At 41.4% G+C, this 21,614-nt stretch carries 19 protein-coding genes; 12 read left to right on the top strand and 7 right to left on the bottom strand.

Annotation, left to right across the window (positions count from 1 at the left end; all coding sequences use genetic code 11):
* Positions 1 to 39 precede the first annotated feature (39 nt).
* Positions 40 to 2,067: a type I pullulanase gene (gene pulA / locus AC1TO9_RS00430; RefSeq protein WP_482058104.1), complete on the top strand. Its 2,028-nt coding sequence runs from the start codon at positions 40 to 42 to the stop codon at positions 2,065 to 2,067.
* Positions 2,068 to 2,374: 307 nt separating this feature from the next.
* Here pulA and AC1TO9_RS00435 read toward each other — a convergent pair whose 3' ends face one another.
* Positions 2,375 to 2,992 carry an acetate uptake transporter gene (locus AC1TO9_RS00435; RefSeq protein WP_482058105.1) on the bottom strand — a complete coding sequence of 206 codons (618 nt, stop codon included), beginning with the start codon at positions 2,990 to 2,992 and terminating at the stop codon, positions 2,375 to 2,377.
* Positions 2,993 to 3,236: 244 nt separating this feature from the next.
* Between AC1TO9_RS00435 and AC1TO9_RS00440 the strand changes: the two genes are divergently transcribed.
* Both AC1TO9_RS00440 and AC1TO9_RS00445 read left to right on the top strand, forming a co-directional pair.
* A complete protein-coding gene (locus tag AC1TO9_RS00440; protein ID WP_482058106.1) occupies positions 3,237 to 3,839 on the top strand; it encodes a 50S ribosomal protein L25 in 603 nt (200 codons plus the stop codon).
* Positions 3,840 to 3,951: 112 nt separating this feature from the next.
* The gene (locus AC1TO9_RS00445) at positions 3,952 to 4,926 is read left to right on the top strand and encodes a diaminopimelate dehydrogenase (protein ID WP_482054577.1); all 975 of its coding nucleotides are present in this window, start codon (positions 3,952 to 3,954) and stop codon (positions 4,924 to 4,926) included.
* A 91-nt stretch (positions 4,927 to 5,017) separates the two neighbouring features.
* On the opposite strand, the gene AC1TO9_RS00450 is transcribed toward AC1TO9_RS00445, so the two are convergent.
* Positions 5,018 to 6,247, bottom strand: a complete 1,230-nt coding sequence (locus AC1TO9_RS00450; RefSeq protein ID WP_482058107.1) for a DUF2812 domain-containing protein — start codon at positions 6,245 to 6,247, stop codon at positions 5,018 to 5,020.
* Positions 6,240 to 6,569 (bottom strand): PadR family transcriptional regulator, encoded by a 330-nt coding sequence (locus tag AC1TO9_RS00455; protein WP_482054579.1) that lies wholly within the window; start codon positions 6,567 to 6,569, stop codon positions 6,240 to 6,242. The genes AC1TO9_RS00450 and AC1TO9_RS00455 overlap by 8 nt, the downstream gene beginning before the upstream one ends.
* 316 nt (positions 6,570 to 6,885) lie before the next feature.
* Between AC1TO9_RS00455 and AC1TO9_RS00460 the strand changes: the two genes are divergently transcribed.
* On the top strand, positions 6,886 to 7,701 hold the full coding sequence (locus AC1TO9_RS00460; protein ID WP_482054580.1) for a phytanoyl-CoA dioxygenase family protein: 816 nt from the start codon (positions 6,886 to 6,888) through the stop codon (positions 7,699 to 7,701).
* Between the two features lie 76 nt (positions 7,702 to 7,777).
* Positions 7,778 to 8,800: a LacI family DNA-binding transcriptional regulator gene (locus tag AC1TO9_RS00465; protein WP_482058108.1), complete on the top strand. Its 1,023-nt coding sequence runs from the start codon at positions 7,778 to 7,780 to the stop codon at positions 8,798 to 8,800.
* Positions 8,801 to 8,923: 123 nt separating this feature from the next.
* Here AC1TO9_RS00465 and AC1TO9_RS00470 read toward each other — a convergent pair whose 3' ends face one another.
* Both AC1TO9_RS00470 and trhO read right to left on the bottom strand, forming a co-directional pair.
* Positions 8,924 to 9,559 carry a helix-turn-helix transcriptional regulator gene (locus AC1TO9_RS00470; protein WP_482054582.1) on the bottom strand — a complete coding sequence of 212 codons (636 nt, stop codon included), beginning with the start codon at positions 9,557 to 9,559 and terminating at the stop codon, positions 8,924 to 8,926.
* 15 nt (positions 9,560 to 9,574) lie between these two features.
* On the bottom strand, positions 9,575 to 10,486 hold the full coding sequence (trhO, locus tag AC1TO9_RS00475; protein WP_482054583.1) for an oxygen-dependent tRNA uridine(34) hydroxylase TrhO: 912 nt from the start codon (positions 10,484 to 10,486) through the stop codon (positions 9,575 to 9,577).
* Between the two features lie 147 nt (positions 10,487 to 10,633).
* On the opposite strand from trhO, the gene AC1TO9_RS00480 reads away from it, so the two are divergent.
* The 6 genes from AC1TO9_RS00480 (at position 10,634) to AC1TO9_RS00505 (ending at position 16,741) form a co-directional block, all read left to right on the top strand.
* Complete coding sequence (locus AC1TO9_RS00480; RefSeq protein ID WP_482054584.1) at positions 10,634 to 11,011, top strand: PH domain-containing protein; 378 nt, start codon at positions 10,634 to 10,636, stop codon at positions 11,009 to 11,011.
* 516 nt (positions 11,012 to 11,527) lie between these two features.
* Positions 11,528 to 12,523 (top strand): LacI family DNA-binding transcriptional regulator, encoded by a 996-nt coding sequence (locus AC1TO9_RS00485; RefSeq protein WP_482054585.1) that lies wholly within the window; start codon positions 11,528 to 11,530, stop codon positions 12,521 to 12,523.
* Positions 12,524 to 12,539: 16 nt separating this feature from the next.
* Complete coding sequence (locus tag AC1TO9_RS00490; RefSeq protein ID WP_482054586.1) at positions 12,540 to 13,517, top strand: N-acetylglucosamine kinase; 978 nt, start codon at positions 12,540 to 12,542, stop codon at positions 13,515 to 13,517.
* Positions 13,518 to 13,542: 25 nt separating this feature from the next.
* Positions 13,543 to 14,865, top strand: coding sequence for a 6-phospho-beta-glucosidase (locus AC1TO9_RS00495; protein WP_482058109.1), 1,323 nt, complete (start codon positions 13,543 to 13,545; stop codon positions 14,863 to 14,865).
* A 185-nt stretch (positions 14,866 to 15,050) separates the two neighbouring features.
* Positions 15,051 to 15,740, top strand: a complete 690-nt coding sequence (locus AC1TO9_RS00500) for a phosphoribosylaminoimidazolesuccinocarboxamide synthase (RefSeq protein ID WP_482054588.1) — start codon at positions 15,051 to 15,053, stop codon at positions 15,738 to 15,740.
* A 176-nt stretch (positions 15,741 to 15,916) separates the two neighbouring features.
* Positions 15,917 to 16,741, top strand: a complete 825-nt coding sequence (locus AC1TO9_RS00505) for a Cof-type HAD-IIB family hydrolase (RefSeq protein WP_482058110.1) — start codon at positions 15,917 to 15,919, stop codon at positions 16,739 to 16,741.
* A gap of 164 nt (positions 16,742 to 16,905) precedes the next feature.
* Here AC1TO9_RS00505 and AC1TO9_RS00510 read toward each other — a convergent pair whose 3' ends face one another.
* On the bottom strand, positions 16,906 to 17,868 hold the full coding sequence (locus AC1TO9_RS00510; RefSeq protein ID WP_482058111.1) for a YbjN domain-containing protein: 963 nt from the start codon (positions 17,866 to 17,868) through the stop codon (positions 16,906 to 16,908).
* Between the two features lie 32 nt (positions 17,869 to 17,900).
* Entirely contained in the window at positions 17,901 to 20,057 is a 2,157-nt protein-coding gene (locus AC1TO9_RS00515; protein WP_482058112.1) for a hypothetical protein, read from the bottom strand.
* Positions 20,058 to 20,221: 164 nt separating this feature from the next.
* On the opposite strand from AC1TO9_RS00515, the gene AC1TO9_RS00520 reads away from it, so the two are divergent.
* Positions 20,222 to 21,595, top strand: coding sequence for a hypothetical protein (locus tag AC1TO9_RS00520; RefSeq protein ID WP_482058113.1), 1,374 nt, complete (start codon positions 20,222 to 20,224; stop codon positions 21,593 to 21,595).
* Positions 21,596 to 21,614: the final 19 nt, after the last annotated feature.

Genomic DNA, 21,614 nt, shown 5'->3' on the forward strand with positions numbered 1-21,614 from the left:
TAAGGTTCTCAATATGACATACGATGGTGGTGAAATTTCATGATCAATATAACAAGTTATTACGAAGGTAGAGATTTGGGATGTTGCTACGCGTCGGAAGGAAGCATGTTTAAAGTATGGGCGCCAACAGCAAGTCTTGTGTCTTTAGTTATATATAAAGATTCAGGTCGCTATAATCATCTGGGTCAAGTGATGAACCACAGTGAGGATACTGAAATAGTGATGATGAAGGATGTTGATGGTGTATGGTCAAGTTACTGCAAGGGTGACTTGAGAGGTTTATTCTACATGTATAAAACAGAATTTACAGATGGAAAGGTTCATTATGTGGTTGATCCATATGCAAAGGCTGTTTCGGCTAATGGAGAAAGAACGGCCATTGTAGATCTGAAATTGACAGATCCATTGGGCTGGGATGAAGATGTGAAGCCACCGCTTAGTCATCCAATAGATAGCATCCTTTATGAATTACATGTACGCGATTTCTCGATACATCCAGATTCAGGTCTCGTGAATAAGGGAGGGTTTAAGGCCTTCACAGAGTTCGGACTAAAAGATGTCAACGGGAATGCGTTAGGAATCGACCATTTGGTGGAACTTGGTGTAACGCATGTTCAGATCATGCCCGTATTTGATTTCAAAACAGTGAACGAGTTGAAGGTTGATGACCAAGGTACTTCTATATCGGAGTACAATTGGGGTTATGACCCCCAAAATTATAATGTACCAGAAGGTTCGTATGCCAGCGATGCGAGTAATCCTGCTATACGGATTATCGAGCTTAAGGAAATGATTCAAGCTTTGCATAGTAAGGGCATACGCATCGTGATGGATGTAGTTTATAATCATACGTATTTGATTGAAGGAGGTCCATTTGAATCGATAGTACCTGGCTACTTTTATAGAACAGATCATTCTAGCGCGTATTCGAATGGTTCGGGTGTTGGGAATGAGCTTGCTTCGGAGCGTCCGATGGTACGTAAATATATGAAAGATTCCGTGCGATATTGGGCAGAAGAATACCACATTGACGGATTTCGATTTGATCTAATGGGTCTTATAGATACACTGACGATGAAAGAAATTACCGATGAACTGCATGACGAAGTAGATCCTAGCATTATGATTTACGGTGAACCATGGACTGGAGGGTTATCCCCGCTTACTCATCAGACATTGAAAGGAACGCAAAGGGGGACAAAGCTTTCCGTGTTTAATGATCATTTCCGTAGTGCGATTAAAGGAGATAGTGATGGAACGGGACGTGGATTTGCTACAGGAGAGCCTGGTAAAGAGTGGGCTATATGGAACGGGGTATGCGGATCCATTCATGATTTCGCGGAGTTCCCGATGGAGACAATCAATTACGTGACGGTGCATGATAACTTGAACTTATGGGATAAAGTGCTGACGACTGAGGGAATACGACAAGAAGCTGGTATGCTAGATGTATTCGGTGGTTTACATGCGAACAGCATGGAAGTGAAATTAATGGAGACAGCTGATCCTTATAAAAGTGTTGATCCTATAGAACCGCTCACAAGTGACACTGTTCGACGGAGTTTACTTGCTAATGGGATCATATTAACATCACAAGGAATACCTCTGATTCATGCAGGGGATGAGATGTTACGCTCCAAATTTGGTGATCATAATAGTTATCAAAGTGGGGATTGGATCAATGGGATTAGGTGGGATAACAAAGGGAAGTTCCAGGCTGTATTCAAGTATTATCAAGGTTTGATTGAGCTGCGTAACCATCATCCTGCTTTTCGAATGCGTACTAGGGGGCAAATTGAGAAGCATCTAGAAATATTACAATGTAATGGCAACGTAGTAGCTTATCAACTAAAAGATCATGCCAATGGAGATATATGGCGTAATATCGTAGTTATCTATAATGGGAACGAGGATACGGTAGCGGTAGGTATTCCAGGATCCACAGCGGGTTGGAATATAACAGTCAACGATCAGAAAGCTGGGACGTCACTACTGGAGAAGATTGCTGGAGAGACAGTCTTAGTTCCAAGGCTATCCATCATGGTGCTTTATCAAGAAGAGGATTGAGATTCTTCTTGATAAAGAATATAATGCAAAAAAACATGGCAGGCTAAGGGGATAACCTCAGTTTGCCATGTTTTATTTTGAAAATAATAAGAAAGTATAAGTTTCACTTGAATCAATTTCATAATCGCAGATGCAGCTAAATCGGGATGCGTAATTATGAAATTGATTCTTGATACTATATTCCTTGTATTTCCGCTGAAACGAGTGCCTTAAAGTGATACGAAGTATCGCTAGCATCGAAAGCATAATCTCTTTGAAAAAAGAACGGCATTGCCGTTTCTACTTGTCTAGAGAAGCATGTCTTTATTTATTTTTTGAAAATACCGAATGGCGAACCAAGGGGTAGAAAGCTTCGTCCAAAATGAGCATTAAGAACAGAAGCGCCACAGCCATATAACGATACGATAGCAATTCCCATTTCAGCGTAAGCTGCAATTGTATGGAATATATGAGGTGCGATACCAAAAGCATCAAACGTTAATCCCAAGAAAAGGAAATCGATCAATACAAAAATAGTGAAGAGTACTTTGTGAGTCTCCATAGCGCCAATGGTCATAAATAATGTGAACACTAAATAGCCTAGAAAGGCAAAGCCTAGTTGATTGCCATCTATATCTGCAGCCAACTGTGGACCAAATACGCCCAACTTCATCAACCAACTGCTGGCAACACCAAGCCAGAAAAAGCCATACGCACCGAAAGCCGTCATTCCAAAGGTGTTGTTATGCTTAGCATCTTGAACACAAGCGAAAAGCTGGGCAAAAGCCCCAAGGAAAATAGCCCAGGGAATAATGTAGCTAAGACCTTCTGTAAGGCCAAGCTTTTGTGAGGATGCGACAAGTGTTACCATCGCCAGGCCAAATAGGCCGATTCCACTAGGATCTGCAGTAATAATTTGTACGGATTGTTTCGTTTGTGATGACATAGTTGCCTCCAAATAATTTATGATAAGGCTGAACAGCCCTCGATATCATATCATAGTAGTAGATGACTTGCACTCAAGGAAGAGGATTACAAATGCTACAAATTTGTGACAAACATACATTTTACTAAAATAACAATCATTGGATTTATAGAAAGATGTTTGAACATATGAATAATTGGGTAATAGATAGGTATGCCTGTAATTTGGCGTGTAACAAATACATTCTATAATTGGAGGAATAAAAATGACATTACTAATGATTACTGCTGAAAAAAGATTGGAAGATGGTCCACCATCCGTACTTAGGAAATTGAGAGAAAGTGGAAGGATTCCTGCTGTCGTATATGGTTTGAATAAAGAGAGTCTTTCGGTTCATGTTGACGATGGAGAATTAATGAGAGTAGTTCGAACAGGACGTTCCGAAATGTTTAAGTTACAAGTTGAAGGTATGAAGGATTTATCCGTTATTATAAAAGATTTTCAGAAGAAAAATGGAAAGTGGATCCATGCAGACTTCTTACAAATTTCAGAGTCGGTGCCTCTCCGCACATCAATAGCTATTGACTATCAAGGTGTTGCAGCTGCAAGTAAATTAGGTGGAGTTGTTCAGACGCTAGTAACAGAACTAGAAGTTGAAGGCCTGCCTGCGGAACTTCCATCTGCAATTGAAATTGATATTTCTCACCTTGAGATCGGCGACAAGCTAATCGCTACTGATGTGAAGTTACCGAAGGGGATTACATTAGTTCCAACTAGTGAAGAATTGTTACTCGCTTTAGTTGCAGCTCCACGTGTAGCCATTGAAGGAGACGGAGAAGAAGCTGAGCCAGAAGCGATCAATAAATAAATTCTATATGCAATACTGGTTAAATTGAATTGGATTTGAAGCTAATTACTGTTTATAATAGGTACAGTCAAAGGGAAATGCCGGTTATAACATAATTAGTGGGAGGAAACATATGCAACAAATAACGATAGGAATTGTAGGCTACGGTAATTTGGGTAAGGGCGTAGAGAAGGCAATCCGACAAAATCCAGATATGAAATTGGTGGCTGTATTTACTCGACGTGATCCACAAGGCGTAACGGCAAGTGTTCCCGTTCTGCAAGTTGCAGAAGCTGAAAAGTATAAAGGAACGATTGACGTAATGATTCTATGTGGTGGTTCTGCAAAAGATTTACCAGAGCAAGGTCCATATTTCTCTAAAATGTTTCATACAGTGGATAGCTTTGACACACATGCTCTAATTCCTGATTATTTCGCGAAGGTGGATGTCGTAGCTAAGGAGAACGGACATGTTAGTGTGATTTCAACCGGTTGGGATCCAGGTCTGTTCTCGCTAAATCGGATGTTAGGGGAAGCGATATTACCGGAAGGTAAAGAATATACCTTCTGGGGTCGCGGTGTAAGTCAAGGGCATTCGGATGCGGTTCGTCGGGTTGAAGGCGTCAAGAATGGGATTCAGTATACGATTCCTGTTGAAGCTGTTGTATCTAAAGTACGTGCTGGTGAGAATCCAGAGCTATCCACTCGTGATAAGCATTTACGTGATTGTTATGTTGTGGCTGAGGAAGGTGCAGACCTTGTACGTATTGAAAAAGAGATCGTTGAAATGCCTAACTATTTCGCAGATTATGATACAACAGTAACTTTTATTACTGAAGAGGAATTACAGGCTAAGCATTCCGCAATGCCTCATGGAGGTAATGTACTTCGAAGTGGTCGAACTGGAGACGGTAATACACAAATTATTGAATTCGGATTGAAGCTTGGTAGCAACCCGGAATTTACAGCGAGTGTATTAGTAGCTTATGCTCGTGCAGCCTATAAATTGGCGAAACAAGATCAGTCCGGTGCAAAGACGGTCTATGATATTCCATTTGGTCTACTATCATCGAAATCTCCGGAACAATTACGTAAAGAGTTACTGTAGCAGTCTGTTGTATGCTCCTCTTTGATAAATGAAGCGGCTTGAAATAAAACCTATCTTTCGTCATGAAAGATAGGTTTTATTCGTTGCTTCGTTACGAATCGTAGTTATAACGCTTTCTAAGCCGTCTGTAATACAACCATGTTCTGATCAAGTACGAACCAATGGGGAGACAAGAAAGCATAAGTGAAATCGTGCTCATCCATTGTAATTTATCAAAGCTACTATTAACCCTCAGCTCCATATTTAATCTTATATTATAAATAGAAATGATAATTAAAGGAATAAATAGACATGAATAGGTGATGGCTATGCGTCTTGCATGTTTTAAATGATGCGATTTGTCACTGTAAAGCTGTGGTCTTTCTTCGCCTTCTGAATATTCACGGCTCCATATGGACCATTTTTGAAAGGAGGAATTGGAAATAAAAGCACTCTTCCAGCCAGAATCCCTGTGTATGTCATTGTAGCCTTCATCTGTAATACTATTCTGAAAATCAGCACAATAACTTACCTTGCGTGGGCGACCTACTCTAAAATAGAAGCTGTTCCCTAGTTTACTCATACGATAAAGGTTATAGCCTTGTTCTTCCATGGTTTCGAGCCACTCTTCGAGCTTATCCGGAGCGTACATCCATCCCAATCTTCTCTTTACAACCATATTCCCTGAATGTTTCAACTGCCTTTCTTCATGCTTACTTAGTCTTCCTTCATCATGATCCACCATCCCTAGAGGTTTGTTGTATTGTATGTTTTCACTGATTAATTTCTTATTGGTTTTACTAATTTTGATCACAGAATAGATTGTAAGAATCCAGAGGGCTAATGCAGCGCCGATATTGCAATATGCTAAAATCCAATAAGGGCTCTTACCAACTTGTTCAACAGCACTTAATGGTTCATTTGATATAGACAACATAATCGAGATAATAATGACAAAAAAGATAGTCATCGTTATCATATATATTAATACACTACCGAAAATGTACATAATCACTCTATTATGTTTGATGATTCCCTCACGAACAGGAAATGTCTTTATTTGTTCAAGAAGATTATCATTCGACAGTACATACCAATGTCCGCTTTGCAGAATCTTCATCCAACCATCATCTATAAAGGCTCTAGACAGTGAATCAGCCTTTATTTTATCGTAGCCTATTCGATAAGTTACTTTTTTTGGATCGCCTTTTTTAAAGAAAAAGCAACGTGTTCCTCGATTCAATTTCTCGAAAAGATATCCCTTTTCCGCCATAGATGAGAGCCATTCTTCTGTTTTGCTCACATCATAGCTCCAAAATGGTCTAAAAACCTTTTTAATCATTAAAATCCTCCTCGTATTTTAATGCATTCTGGTGCAGCTCTTTAAGTCTATTTATCTCAACAGTAATTAGCTTTTTGCCAATGTCAGTAATTTCATAAACGGTTCTTCTCTCTTCGTCAGCAAATACAGTGATAATTCCATCTTTCTGCATTTTTGTTAGAGTCCCGTAAACCGTACCCGATCCTAATCGAATTCGTGATCTTGAAATTCCCTCTACATGTTTAATAATTCCATATCCATGACGGGGTTCTGTTAAGGAGAGGAGAATATAAAATGCCGTTTCTGTCATGGGCACATACTTTTTCAGCACTTTTTCAATCATATTCAAAATGATCACCTTTCTGTTATTATGTTAGCTTTATAATAAGGGCTACAATGAAGAGGTATGTTGCAGGTAGATATGTCGTAATGTGACTATATCACGATGCGACATAGTTGTAAATATAAGCTACTTATCAACATTGAGTTTTAACTGTGTTATTTAAACAAGAGAGAGATACGATTATTCTAATCGTACACGTCGAATAGGGCGTAATTTCGCGGAAGTATAGTTAAAAGTTAGAATTGACAGGACAAGTTTTTGTGAAATATAGTAAATTTAAAGTAAATTTACACGAGTAAATTAGGAGGTATGTAAATTGACAACGGTAAAAAGGTTCAGTTCGGAATTGATCCAAAAGTTTAATGACGAGGGTTATCTATTACTAAAAGGTGTATTAAGCAAAGATAAGGTAAGACGGTTAAATGCTGTTATCGATGGAATATTGGATGACGAGCCAGAATCCCTTTCTTACAATATTTATAACAGTGTAGAACGTCATGAAGAAATTGCATCTTTGATCGATGAACCTTCGGTGCTACCTCTTATCGTCCAATTACTCGGGTATAATATTCAGTTGCATATTTCTCATCTAACAGTTCGGAAGCCTAACCCGACAGATGTACAGACCGCGACGAATAGTTTCATTAACTGGCATCAGGATGGACCACACCCGAAATTTCCAAGTATTGGTGGCATTACGTCGACATACTATATAAAAGTATGTTATATCCTGAGCGATATGTCTGAACCGAATCGAGGTAATACGAAGATAATTCCAGGCTCACATAACCGTGTATACCAACCTGATTCGGACAATGTAAGAGAAAAGCTAACGGATGAAATGCAGATCTGTGGTGATCCCGGCGATGTATTTGTTTTTCCACAGACTTTGTGGCATTCTGGGGCCCCTAACCATTCTAAAGAAACAAGACGTCAGCTATTTCTCGGTTATAGCCCCATTTGGATGCGCCCCATTGACTATAAGATTCCTTCCGAACGACTGCTGAAAGATGCAAGCCCTATTCGCAAGCAACTACTAGGGTTCATTAGTGACAATCCATTCAAGTATTATGTACCTGATGATTCTATGATGCCATTGAAGGAATGGTTACAGAATCCGAATAAAAACTAGATAAAAAAAGATTAGAAGGATCGAATAAAATAAGTAGCTAATGCCTTGTAAGGGATGAACGGAGGAGTTCATTATCATGGTAACAAGACAAGAAGTAGCGGACCGTGCCGGTGTATCCGTAGCCGTCGTTTCATATGTGCTAAATAATCGCAACATCGTGAAGGAGGAAACGAAGCGTAGAGTACAAGATGCCATTCGAGATCTTGGATATCGTCCAAATCAGACAGCTCGGAGCCTCAAGACGAAGAAAACACAGCAAATTGCTGTGTTGATTCATTATATCGGTAATCCTTTTGAGGCGGGACTGTTGCTTCACATTGAAGCGACTGCTAAGCAACATGGATACTTCGTATTTGTGCAGACGTACGAGCCGGATCGAGAAGAAGAGTTATGGAGCTTATTGATGGGTCGAGTGGATGGGCTTCTTCTACTGGGGCAATCTTTTAGCCAAAAGACATTCGAATATTTCAGTTCACTTGAGGTACCTATCGTATCAGCTATGCAGCCTGCCCCTTGGGATGGAGGGATGAGGAATAACGTTCCATATGTCGACATTGAATGGCTACCCGTGATGCGTAGCCTTCTTTCTCATTTAAGTCAGCAGGGTCATGAACGGATCGCTTTTATGTCTGTTGGGAGAGACGATCCACTACACTACGCAGTTCGATGTCATGCTTTTTGCGAAGCTATGCGGCTTGAAGGTCTACATATAGAGGGTTTTGTACCGCGAATACTTGATGGATCGGGTCGATTCGAACAGGCCCAAGCAGTGCTCAGTGCATTATTTGACCGAGTGGATGGGAAATCATCAGACTTCTCGGCTATCGTCTGCGCCAACGATTTAATGGCCGCAGGATGTTTAGCTTCGTGTCATGAAAGAGGTATCCGTGTACCTCATGATCTGGCCATCGCTGGCTGTGAGAATATCTTGATGTCTTCGCAACTATCACCAGCCCTAACCGTTATCGACTATCCCCGTCAACTAGCAGGAGAAGCGGCGATGAATATGTTACTTGCTCGAATGAATGGGTTCGAGATAGATTCAATACGACTTTCCGGACGATTGATCGTCAGGGGATCCACTTCCTCGGATGAATAAAAGTGGAATATAAGCTACTGATCAACATTGAGTTTTAACTGTGTTATTTATATAACAAAGAGGGGCTGTCCCAAAAGTCATTATAAAATGACATCGGGACAGCCCTTCTTATTTTTGTTAGGATCAACCTTTGGAATTAGCGATCACGTAAGAACATTTGCTACCACCTGTGGATAAGCACTCTGTACGATTCACATCAACTTGTAGAAGTGATTTGAATAATTCAAGCTCACAGTGACAAGCATGTTGATATTGATTAGCAATGTGAGAAATGGGGCAATTATGTTCTTTTATAATAAAAGATCCATCGTCAACTTCTTCGCATTCTGCCATATATCCGTTCTCATTCTGAATCTGCGTAAGTAGAAGTACTCTTTCAGATAAAGGGAGCCCTGTCATGGTATTCCCATATTTATGCTCAAGCTTGCTCTTGCGTCGCTCGAAAAGAAGGTTAATCATCTCTTGACCTGACTCTGCTTCAAGCTCACTAAGTAAATCTAGGGTCAGATTATGATAAGTTTTAGGGAAGAACCCTTCCGCTAACTCAGTTAATCGATAGAGCGCCGTAGGCCTACCCATGGATTGACGGACCATATTATATTCAATATATCCGTCCCTCTCAAGTGTGCCCAAATGTCGACGAACGGCCATTTCAGTAATCTGTAGTTCGTTCGTGATGTTCTTTGCTGTTAGAGGTGCCTTGGTCTTCAGCATATGGACAATTTGTTCTCGAGTGGAGAGTTCAACAGGTTTATTCATTTGAGCCCTCCATAGTTAAACTTGTTTTTGTACCATATTATTGGAATTCTCTTCACATTCATCTGAGCAGAATCCACGATGTAATTGTTCACACTCTTCGCAGCATATATGTTTGGCATGACAGAGAGTATATCCACAGTTGATGTATCGATCTTCTGACTTACCGCAATGATGGCATTGGCTGATAATGACATCTTCAGAAGTATGGTTAATGGGTACGGAGATGCGTTCATCGAATACGTAACATTTACCATCGAAGAGTCTTCCCTGTACTTCAGGGTCCTTTCCATAAGTTACGATTCCGCCATCCAATTGTGCAACATCATTAAACCCTTCATTCATTAAGAATCCAGTCAATTTCTCACAACGGATTCCTCCTGTGCAATACGTCAGTACTTTTTTATCTTTGTGTTCGCTTAAATTATTTCGGATCCATTCTGGGAACTCACGAAAGGATTCGACATCAGGGCGGATCGCATTACGGAAATGACCAATCTCGAATTCATAATCATTTCTTCCGTCGATCACAATGACATCGTCTTGCTGAAGTTGTTCATGGAATTCGGTAGGAGATAATCTTTTGCCGCTTAATTCATTAGGATCTAAATGCTTCTCATAACGGAAAGTGACGAGTTCTTCCTTGTGTCGCACGAACATCTTCTTGAAAGCATGTTCATGAGATGCATCAATTTTGAAAATCATATCAGAAAATAGTGGATCTTCAAGCATATCTTTCATATATTGCTCGGTTTGTTCAACCGTTCCAGACAAGGTACCATTGATACCTTCTCCAGCAATAATGATTCTCCCCTTAACGCCTAGATCTTTACAATATTTCAAATGATCTGCAGTGAATTGTGCGGGGTCAGGAATACTAACAAATTTGTAGTACAATAATATGTTGTACTGAAGTTGATCTTGGGACATGACTTAATCACCTTGCCTATTAAATTTTTATTCTACTAATTGTAGATGACCTTGACCTACTTAGTCAATATAGAAGTATATTAAGTCTGAAAACAGATATTTGAACATATATGAATTGTAATAAGATGGAATAGGGAGGGATGACAGATGGGTTTCTTAAATGGGCTATTAGGAAATGCTTCTCAAGTGGATTTGCCAGAGGTTCAGAAGGAGTATGCTCAAATCTTAGCATCTCAAGAGGTTATCGAGAGAGCCTATAAACTAGTGCGTGACATGTTTATATTCACTGATAAGCGATTAATTCTGATCGATAAGCAGGGGATAACAGGCAAGAAGATGGAATATCACTCCATTCCTTACAAGAGTATTTCACATTATTCCGTAGAGACGGCTGGGCATTTCGATCTTGATGCGGAACTCAAAATATACATTTCAAGTAGTCCGGTTCCCATTGTTAAGACATTCAATAAGAATGTCAGTATTTATGAAGTACAGAGCGTGCTATCACAATATGTTTTGAAATAGTAAGTTTAGCGGCTAAACTGATCGTAGAAAAGGGTGTCCTAAAAGCTGAAATAATAAGCTTGGGACACTCATTAGAAATGGTATTGACACATCTTCTTTTTGTATGATCAACAGTAGTAGGCGTGTTCAATATTAATAAATTGATATTGCTAATTTATAAAGCATCCATTATGATATTGGTGTACGACACCACTAAAGTTAAAGCACTTAAACTTTTGCGGTGAATAGTAGATTATTAACGTGAAATATATGAATCTATAACTATAAAGTTAAAGCGCTATAACTTTATACAATACAGAAAGTTGGTGATTCCGTTACTTATACTGATGGCCTACGAGTGGCGCTTTAGATGGACTTGCTCATACCTCCTTGGCTCATCGTATTTCTTGTACTCGCTTACAGCGCATCTATACAGTTTCTGCTCGGAATCATATGCTTAGCGGTCAACCATCCGTCCATGTATACTAAGGATAAGTATGATGATACGGAAAAATCTGCCGCAAGGAGAAAATGAAAATGAAGGTAAGTATATTTGATGTAGCCAAAAAGTCAGGATTGTCAGTTGTAACGGTCTCCCGTGTGTTAAACGGTGTACAATCGGTACGTGCAAAGAACCGCCAAAAGGTGCTCGACACGATCAAGGAACTGGATTACCGCCCTAATGCGGCTGCACGGAGTCTTGCTCGTGGAAAAACAGGTATTATAGGCTTGATTATGACGACTTTACAGGATTCATTCTTCGATGCCGTTGTCAAGGAACTTAACGATGTGCTTGCGTTGCATGGTTACTTTCTTGCGGTTTCAGTATCTAATAGTATCGGTTCGGACGGAGATCACTATCTCATTCAGGAAGATCGAGTCGATGGATTGATTCTACTCTCACCTGTGGAAGAAGATAGTTATATTCTAGAATTAAAGCGGCGCAATATCCCATATGTGTTGATTGACAATCAGAAGCCTGAGAACGACGCCTTTTCAGTAACTATTAACAATTTCAAGGGCGGATATGCAGCAACAGATCATTTGCTTGATCTGGGTCATACTTCGATTGCCCATCTATGCGGTAGTGAGATGTTCCGGAGTACGCGTGAACGCCGCAACGGATTTCTGCAGGCGCTACAGACGAAAGGGCTCGTCCCATTTGAGATGGTACATGGGGAATTCGAAATACAATTCGGTTATGAGACTTGTCGGAAGTGGATTAACGATGGCAACCTACCTTCAGCGGTATTCGCTGGAGATGACAATATCGCCCTCGGTGTGATCAATGCTTTGATGGAAGCAAAGATTAGTGTTCCTGAGGAAGTATCGATCGTAGGCTATGATGATCAATACATAGCTTCACAGCTTCGTCCGTATCTAACAACAGTACGCCAGCCAGCTGATGAGATCGGACTCGCCGCGGCTGATATGCTACTGAAGCGCATAGACGGCTCGATTAAACGGGCTTCGAGCATTAAAATTGATCCAAAGCTGATTGTAAGAGAATCAACGGTCCGGAGTAAATCTTAATAGGGGGGGACGATCATTGGCTTATTACTTAGGAATAGATGGTGGAGGTACAAAGACGTACGCCCTGCTTACTGACGAATATGGAAACGTGATCGGTAAAGGCAAGAGTGGTAATGGTAACCACCAGATTAATGGTGATATAGCAGCTAATAGTATTCGGGAAGCTACGCTAAGCGCACTTTCGGAGGCGGGGCTTCAGATAGAAGACATCCGACATGCTTACTTGGGTCTTGCTGGTGCAGATCGTGAAGCGGATTACATGATTCTGCATCCGATGATTCGTAATATTGGATTTACGAACTATACCATTAATTGTGACACCATGATCGGACTCCGGGCAGGAACCAATTATCCATATGGTGTTTCTCTCATCTGCGGTACGGGAACGAATTCCGCTGGTAGAAATCGACAGGGTGAAGATTATCAATGTGGTGGATTTAGTTATATGTATGGTGATTTTGGTGGTGGAGGTTCGTTGAATATTGAGGTATTCCGCTCTGTTATCCGTGCATGGGATGGCCGGGAGCAACCTACTTTACTAACGGATCTGTTGCTTGAGCTTCTTGGTTACGAGACGGTGGAAAAGATGTTTAATGATTTTCAGGATTATGGCAAACAGGTACCTGTAGATGCTGCTAGATTGTTATTTGAAGCAGCAGCTAAAGAGGACGCTGTGGCATTAGAAATACTGAATCATCAAGGCGTTGAGCTTGGCAAATCGGCTGTAGCTGTCGTGAATAGGCTAGGTATGGGGAACGAGACATTTGATGTTGTACTTGTCGGAAGTCTGCTAACAAGGGGGGATCGCGGATGGATTCGCGGCCCTATCGAACAAGCATTACTTACAGTTGCTCCTCATGCATCAGTCGTTACATTAACGACTGAACCAGTTGTTGGAGCTTTATGGTCTGCTATGGAAGAAGACGGACTAACGATTAGCGAAGAGGTACATGAAAGAATGCGGTCTTTCTGTGATTTTGAACTTATCAAATAAACGATACGATTGGATGTGAACAATAATGGCAACAAAGCAAGGATTAAAAATAGCTGTTATCGGCGGAGGATCTTCTTATACTCCAGAGTTGGTAGAGGGTTTCATTCTCCATTATGACGAACTACCTGTACGTGAACTGTGGCTCGTTGATATTGAATCCGGATTGCATAAGTTGAATATTGTTGGAGATTTAGCGAAGCGTATGGTTGAGAAATCAGGGCTTTCCATCCAGGTTCATCTCACGACAGACCGCCGTCAGGCCATTGCAGGAGCAGACTTTGTCAGTACCCAGATGCGTGTTGGTATGTTGGCTGCGCGTGGTCGAGACGAATCCATTCCGCTGAAATATGGCGTCATCGGTCAGGAAACTACCGGTCCTGGGGGGATGATGAAAGCACTGCGAACTATCCCTGTTCTGCTTGATGTCTGCCGGGATATAGAAGAGTTGGCTCCTGACGCGTGGTTACTTAATTTCACGAATCCGGCGGGCATGGTAACTGAAGCTATTCTTAAGTATTCTAATGTCAAAAGCATCGGGCTATGCAATGCACCGATAGGTCTAATTAAGGAGGTTTCAGCTAAGTATGGGGTTGAAGCTGAAAGAGTGTACGCTGAATTTGTAGGACTGAACCATCTTCATTGGATTACCCGTATTGATGTCGAAGGTGAGGATAAACTGGACGAAATGTTGGCAGACACAGCTGGATACAGTGCTAAGAACGTGCCTGCACGTGAATGGAATCCAGAATTCCTGCAATCGCTTCGTGCTTTACCTTCATATTATTTGAAGTATTTCTACATGACTGATGAGATGTTGGCAGAGCAACTTGAATCTGTTAAGGGTGGCGGGAACCGTGCCGAAGTCGTCAAACGAGTAGAAGAAGAACTGTTCGAGCTGTACAAAGATCCTGAACTACAGGATAAACCGAAGCAACTCGAGCAACGTGGCGGTGCCTTTTATTCTGAAGCAGCTGTGAACCTGATGAGATCACTTTACAACGGTACTAACGATATTCAAACACTCAACGTGGCGAATAACGGCATTATTGACTTCCTACCGGACAATGCTAGCATAGAAGTCAATTGTGTGGTCACTAAGAACGGTCCACTACCGCTACAATTGACGAAGATCCCACGTTCTGCTGTAGGACTTATCCATGCAGTCAAAACTTACGAGCAACTCGCCATTGATGCTGCTGTGACAGGAGACCGGGGGCTAGCTATTCAGGCAATGGCTCATCATCCCCTTGTGCCAACTGTGGAAGTAGCTATTCAAATGTTGGACGAAATGTTGGAAGCGAATAAGGAATATTTGCCACTGTTTTTCGCTCCAGACTCAGTATCTTAAGCCCTTAAATAGCTAGACGATTCGCTTTGTAAATCAATAATGACAGCTCCGAACAAGATTGTTCTAGTTCGTGGCTGTCATTATTTTGGTTGGTCGGAGGGGAGGAAGGATAATGGCTGTTCGAATTTCATGTTATAATACACTGTAAAAGAGTATCAATTCTGATTTGGAGAGGAACTGTCATTATGAAATTAATGTACAAGGGTAAAACGAAAGATGTATTCGCGTTAGATAATGGTCATTACTTGCTGAAATTTAAAGATGATGTAACTGGAGAGAATGGCGTATTTGATCCTGGAGCCAATACCGTTGGATTAGTAATAGAAGGGGCAGGGCGGGCAGGTCTTAGCTTAACGAAATTTTTCTTTGAGAAATTGAGAGAAGCGGGAATCCCAACGCATTATATAGATGCTAATATTGAAGAGGCGACGATGACGGTAAAACCAGCAACCGTATTCGGCAAAGGGCTTGAAGTTATTTGTCGCTACAGAGCTGTTGGAAGTTTCTTACGCCGTTATGGCTTATATGCGCAAGAGGGTCAGTCTTTAGATGGGTTTGTTGAAGTTACGCTCAAGGATGATGAGCGCCAAGATCCACCAATTGGTAAGGATGCACTCGATATGCTAGGAATACTTTCAGCAGACGAATATGAAACACTGAAAGACCTTACGAAGCGAATTAGTGATATCATTAAGGCTGAGATGAGTATGAAAGGTATTGAACTTTATGATATTAAATTGGAGTTCGGCAGAGTAGACAAGGACAAGCAGATTGTTCTGATCGACGAAATCTCAGGTGGTAACATGAGAGCTTACAAAGATGGGAATTACATCGAACCGTTAGAATTAGAGAAAATGATGCTAGAAGTCAACTAAAACTGCAAACAAGTAGAAACGGCAATGCCGTCCTTTTTCAAAGATGGCATCCGTTTTAGCGGAAATATAAGGAATATTGTATCAAGTGAAACTTATACTTTCTTATATTTTGAACCAAGGGGCACCCTATAGGGGTGTCCTTATATTTAAAATTCTTTTTGAAAGGGCGTAATAAGATGACTTATAAAATGGTAGTACTAGATTTGGATGATACGTTGCTCCGGGATGATCATACGATCTCACCACGCACGAAGAAGGCATTAATGGACGCACAAGAGGCAGGAGTCAAAGTTGTTCTTGCATCAGGTCGCCCAACGTTTGCAATGACGCATATTGCTAAGGAATTGGAGCTTGCGAAATACGGAAGTTTCATTCTATCTTTTAACGGAGCCAACATTACTAACTGTGCAACGAACGAACAAATATTCAGCAGTACGTTATCGCCCGAAACGGCGCATGAGTTATACCATATTAGTAAACAAGAGGACGTATGGATTCACACATATGTCGGAGATGATATCGTAACGCCAGCGAATAATGAGTATACCGATATTGAAGCTAAAATTACAGGAATGCAAATAATAGAACAAGCAGATTTTGTTGGAGCGATCCAAGACCCAGTGGTAAAGGTACTAATGGTAGGAGCACCTGAAAAGTTAGTTATATTAGAAAAGAAACTACAACAACAACTCGAAGGTAAATTGACTGTCGTAACATCCAAGCCATATTTCTTAGAGTTCACAGAATCTGGTGTAGATAAAGGGACCAGCTTACACCATCTCATTTCGAAACTAGGGATTAAACAAGAAGAAGTTATTGCAATGGGTGACAGTTACAATGATCTTGCTATGATTAAATTTGCCGGACTTGGTGTCGCTATGGGGAATGCGCCCGATGATATTAAAGCAATCGCCAACTATGTAGCAGATACGAATATGGAAGACGGCGTGGCGAAAGTCGTTGAATCATTTATTCTTAATAAGCTTGAGCAAACGAAATAGATGGATATGCTGATAGAATAATGGTACACAATAAGAAGGATAACTCGCTGGAAATTACAATCTAACACAAAAAGGAGAGCTATTCATAGCTCTCCTTTTTGTGTTAGACAAACGAAATTCTAAAGGGAACATACACACATATGACAAGACTACGGGTCTCTTCTTTAGTTCGATTGGATGACCTTCGAAACGATAGGTAGGTAGTGTTCCATGACCGCTAGTTGATCGTTTAGCAACATGGTGAAGCTGGCTACATGCCAACCTTCTGCGCACAGTAGGGAAGAGCGGAAGCGGAGCTCACCATCTTCTTGATCCATCTCGAAAGCTCCATTCAATAGCTCGTAGTTCTCGCCCATGAGCTGCAAGGCAATATCCTGACGCAGTGGAGTAGGGATTGGCTCTGGGAAGACAGAGTAGAGGACGATGATGCCATCCTCAGGTTCAATACGAATTAGGCTAATCCATGAATAATCGGTTTGGCTGCTAAATTGAAGACGTATAATTCGATCACTGAAATATTCGTATTTCAGGTTCTCCGACTGCAGGAAAGTTTCAACCTGCTCGGTTAGGTCAACCTCTACCTCTACATCTACATCTTCCACTTCGGTAGCAGGGAGTTCCTTTTTGCTCTGCAATACTTCAGTCCAAATCGTCTTGAACCCATGACTTAAACTTCCGGACTGCTGGATCGTCGTCGGTACGCGTAGAGTCTGTTTAGCATCAAGAACATACCAATAATCTGACTTCGCTAAGGTAGTAATTGTAGTCCCAGATACCTCCTCAGGCAGAAGTGCCGCAAGTAACGTTTCAGCGTCACCATGCATAGATGCAATCTGTTTGGCAATCGCTGGGGATAGCATCGCACGAACCTCGATGGATTCTTCGAAATCAAAACGTACTTGTGCGGTAATCGCATGTGGTAGTAGATTGAACCACTCTTCAGCAATCAGCTGTTTCATGGTGCCGGTCTGGACTGTGAAGGTAACGATGCAAGTTATTTCTGCTTGCTCTTGCTGATAGGTTAATTGTGTTAGCGTAACGGTTACAGACTTTCCACTCCAGAAGAAGAAGGAGATTGGAACATTCGTTGTGATACTAGAGTGATCATCTATATGGTTTGAATTCATTGATTAAAGAATCTCCTTTCAAGGCATTTTTACTAATGACCAAGGAAGCTGCCGCTAAATTTTTTCTGACCATCTTTCTTTTCTCTTCCAACTTCAGCTAGTTTTTTTGTTTTCTCGACTGAGAATTTAAGGAAACCAGCATCAACCTCGATACTTTTCGTTTGACTAAGCTCAACAGATAATTTCCAGTCACCCAATTTACCTGTGTCATCCCATTCTCTCTCGAAATTAAGCGTTAGGTTTGTGCTGGATTGGACGGCAATTTTATTCTCAAGTTCCCCAGTATCAACATTAAGTTCTTGAATTTGCGTAGCCAGTGAATTACCGATTCCATCAAATTGTGGAAGTAGAATCATAGCATCACTGCCTATATCCAGTTTAGTGGCCTCATTTCGAAGCGATGTGTTGTGGTCATCCTGTGAGTCGCTCTTATTACGTGTGAGAGCACTACTAATCTTCGTTAGTAAGCCAAGTGCAGGGGTTGCTAATTTACTCATATAGGTTACCCACTTAGCTGCATCCTCGCCGTATTGGAATGGAATAGAGGCCCCAATGGATACTTCAATACTCTCTGGCTTACCTTCAAAGCGGGTATGTGAGCCTTCACCTGAAAGGTTAAGAGTTCCAAAGCCTAAATCCAACTCGACCTCGCCGCTAGCTTCATACACTTTCTTTTTCTCAAGATTACTAAGATGAGCGGCCTTCGCTCGCAATTGATTGAGTTTCGTGTCGTCCCCAAAGCTATTACCCGTCTTTTCGTTGATGGTTTCCTGGTCGAAGTGGGTGAGATTTTTCTTGCCTACACTTAGACTAACCTCTGCAATGCCAGCTTCAAATTCAGCTGAAAGCTGATGGAATGTACCGACGTCAACATAATTCTCGCCTTCCATATCCTGCGCTTCAATTGCTGATGCCCATAGTTCTGCCTCTTCTAACTCGGACATACCTGACTTGCCAGCTTGTCCCCAAATGCTCTCAGCTGCACTTGGCAAGATAATATTCATATGACGATACATACCATAGGAGATAAGATTCATGACAGATGTTGAATTGCCCGCTTGAGCTTCGAGATAGAGACCGAATTGATAATTAAGGTCTAAGCCTTTTTTAAGTCCAATGCCGATACCAATCTGTGTGCTAACTTTCAAATCGTCATCATCACGTTCTGCCTCGGCACCAAAAGTAATGTTGACGTAACCGCCAAATTGTCCAAGCGGGATCCGGAGTTCAAGTTCCAATGCTCCTGAGTCTCCATCATTCGGAACGGCTAGATCGATCACCCCACCAATTTTGGTAAGACCGCTATTTAGTGAGTCACTCTTGATTGCTAAATTGAGTGCTTGATCTGCTATTTTATCAGTGGTTACCTGCGTTTTGACAGCTGAATTGAGATCACGCTGACGCTCCATATTAGGTGTAGATTTTTCATCGAATTTATCACCTTTTACAATTTTGCGAGCTTCATTTATGGCCATACTCTCTGTATGTCCTAATAGCTGAATAGCCTTGGTTTGAGCACCGGTAAGGGCGGCTTTACGTATTTTGTCTGTAGCATTCTGCTGTACTTTAGCCATCTGATAAGCAGCATTGTGAGCGGCGAGCTTTAACTGCTGTTTCGCTGAGGCTGCAGGGATTACCATATTCACAATTTTCTCAGCTTCGCTCTCCATGAGCGTATCTACGGACCCTTTGGAGAGGGAGTAGGCTTCTTTATTGGCGATCATGCCGTAAAAGGCTTGGCCAATCTTACTTTTATTTTGTAATTCCTTATGGTTGGAGGCTTGGTTAGTAATATCTTCGTTGGCTTGCGCTCTTGCCGCATCTTTGAGTCTTTGACGGAACGCATTTAATTTATCGGAGCGTCTCCATTGGCCCCGACCAACGCCAAACTTTAGGAGTACGGCTAGCTTGATAGGCTCATAGATCTTACTAGTATAGATGCTATCAACCTCTTGCTTCTCAATGAATAGATCGGTTTCTTGTTCAGGTGTTGAAGTATCTTCTTTGGTGGGGTCTGTCTGCTGAGCACGCTTAGCTATAGCTTGATTGCCAAACGACTGTTGTAGCATTGAAGTGTTCTTATTGGATGTAGTAGTAGCGGGATCCTGCGGGCTATTAATCTTTGGTGTGACCGCATTTGACTTTTTACTGTCATCCTTCGATTTGAATATCGAAAAAATCGAGGACATATCGGATCCTCCTTTTGCAGGAATAATATTTTAAAGTTCAGAATTAGTTTTCATTATACATGAGAGAACAATATTTGTGGATTAATTTGTTAATGTAAGAAAGATCATAGCTTTTTATGTTTCAAGAAGAAGGGAAACCGCAGTTTTTGTAGAATTGTATATGTTTGAAGCAAGGATGTGGTAGTAATCTTACAGAAGAGGAGGCCCTATTGGAGAATATTATGGCACTGGGACGTAAGGTGAAAGCTCAAGCTAATCAATATCGTGGAATACCGAGGGACCGAACCGCTATAGAAGAACAGCGTGTTGGTGATGAGAAACAGGGGGGATTAACGAAAGTTATGTCCCTGCAACATGGATATGGGAATCGCGCGACAGGGCAAATATTGAATGCCATTCTGCAGGAGAAAAGTTCATCAGGAGCTGCGAAAGGATTGAAGACACCTTATATGCGGCTAATCCAATGGTTTGCGGCAGAAGCAAGACAAGATCATCAGCATGTGATATGGAAACAATTCGAAGCGCTATCTCCGGGACAGAGGCAAGCTATATTGTTAGATATGGCTGGCTCCATGGAACGATTAGAGTTGCTGATGGATGCACCAATGGATTGGGAACGATTACTTGCTTGTATGGTTGCTATTGAGGGAGTTAGACTACAGCCAGATGAGCCTGAGATAGAAGGGAATGCGAATCAATCAGGTGCACAGGTGTCTATAGGAACCGTTGATGTAACAGGCTTACTCGCTCCTTACAAGGATATTGTATTGTGGCTTAATTATAAAGCGAATAAGCAAGGTAAGGCAGAACTGATGCAAAGATTCGAGATGTTATCTATACCGCAGAAGAAAATTGCCTTACACAAAATGGTCAATCGCCGTAAGCTTATATTTGGTACTTTTACCGAAGCGATGACGATCACCATATTGTTGAAAAGGTGGGTGGATTGGGAGAAGATACTCTCTGCGCTGAGTGAGGCAGAACAGATTAAGATAGATGCATCAGATGAGATGGCGGTAGAGCGGTATCTACATCATGAAGAGACGGGATTGAAGCAAGAAGAGCAAGAAGATGATGATGGAGGCTTGCTAGCATTTGGATTGGGTATGTTAGGTAGCGGCACGAAGAAGAAAGAGGAAGCTACGTTGGACATTAGAAAGATGCTAAGTGACCCTGACCAGTTAAGCTGGCTATTGTTCGGAATAAGGGTTATGACTAACGATACGAAGAAATTGGCTTCAACGTTAGCGGTCGGAACGCCCGATCTCATCGTGGATCGCTTCTTGCAATTGGGAGTCAACCTCCCTCCGAAAGCACGAGAAGAAGCCCGTAAACGGCAGCTTAAGGAGCATGGATTTCATTCATCACGACAGTGTTATATTTATTTGCTTACGATTATAGTGTCACTTATATTTGAACGGGGAGTTATCAAGAAGGAGAAGACATTCGTTCAGTTCATTGAGAAGTTAGGTCTATCTACTAAGAAGCCTACACCGACTCAGGATATGATTGCTCATAAATTACGCTCCTCTAAATAATTGATTACAAGGTGGAACG

The sequence above is a fragment of the Paenibacillus sp. Y916 genome (assembly GCF_056786435.1).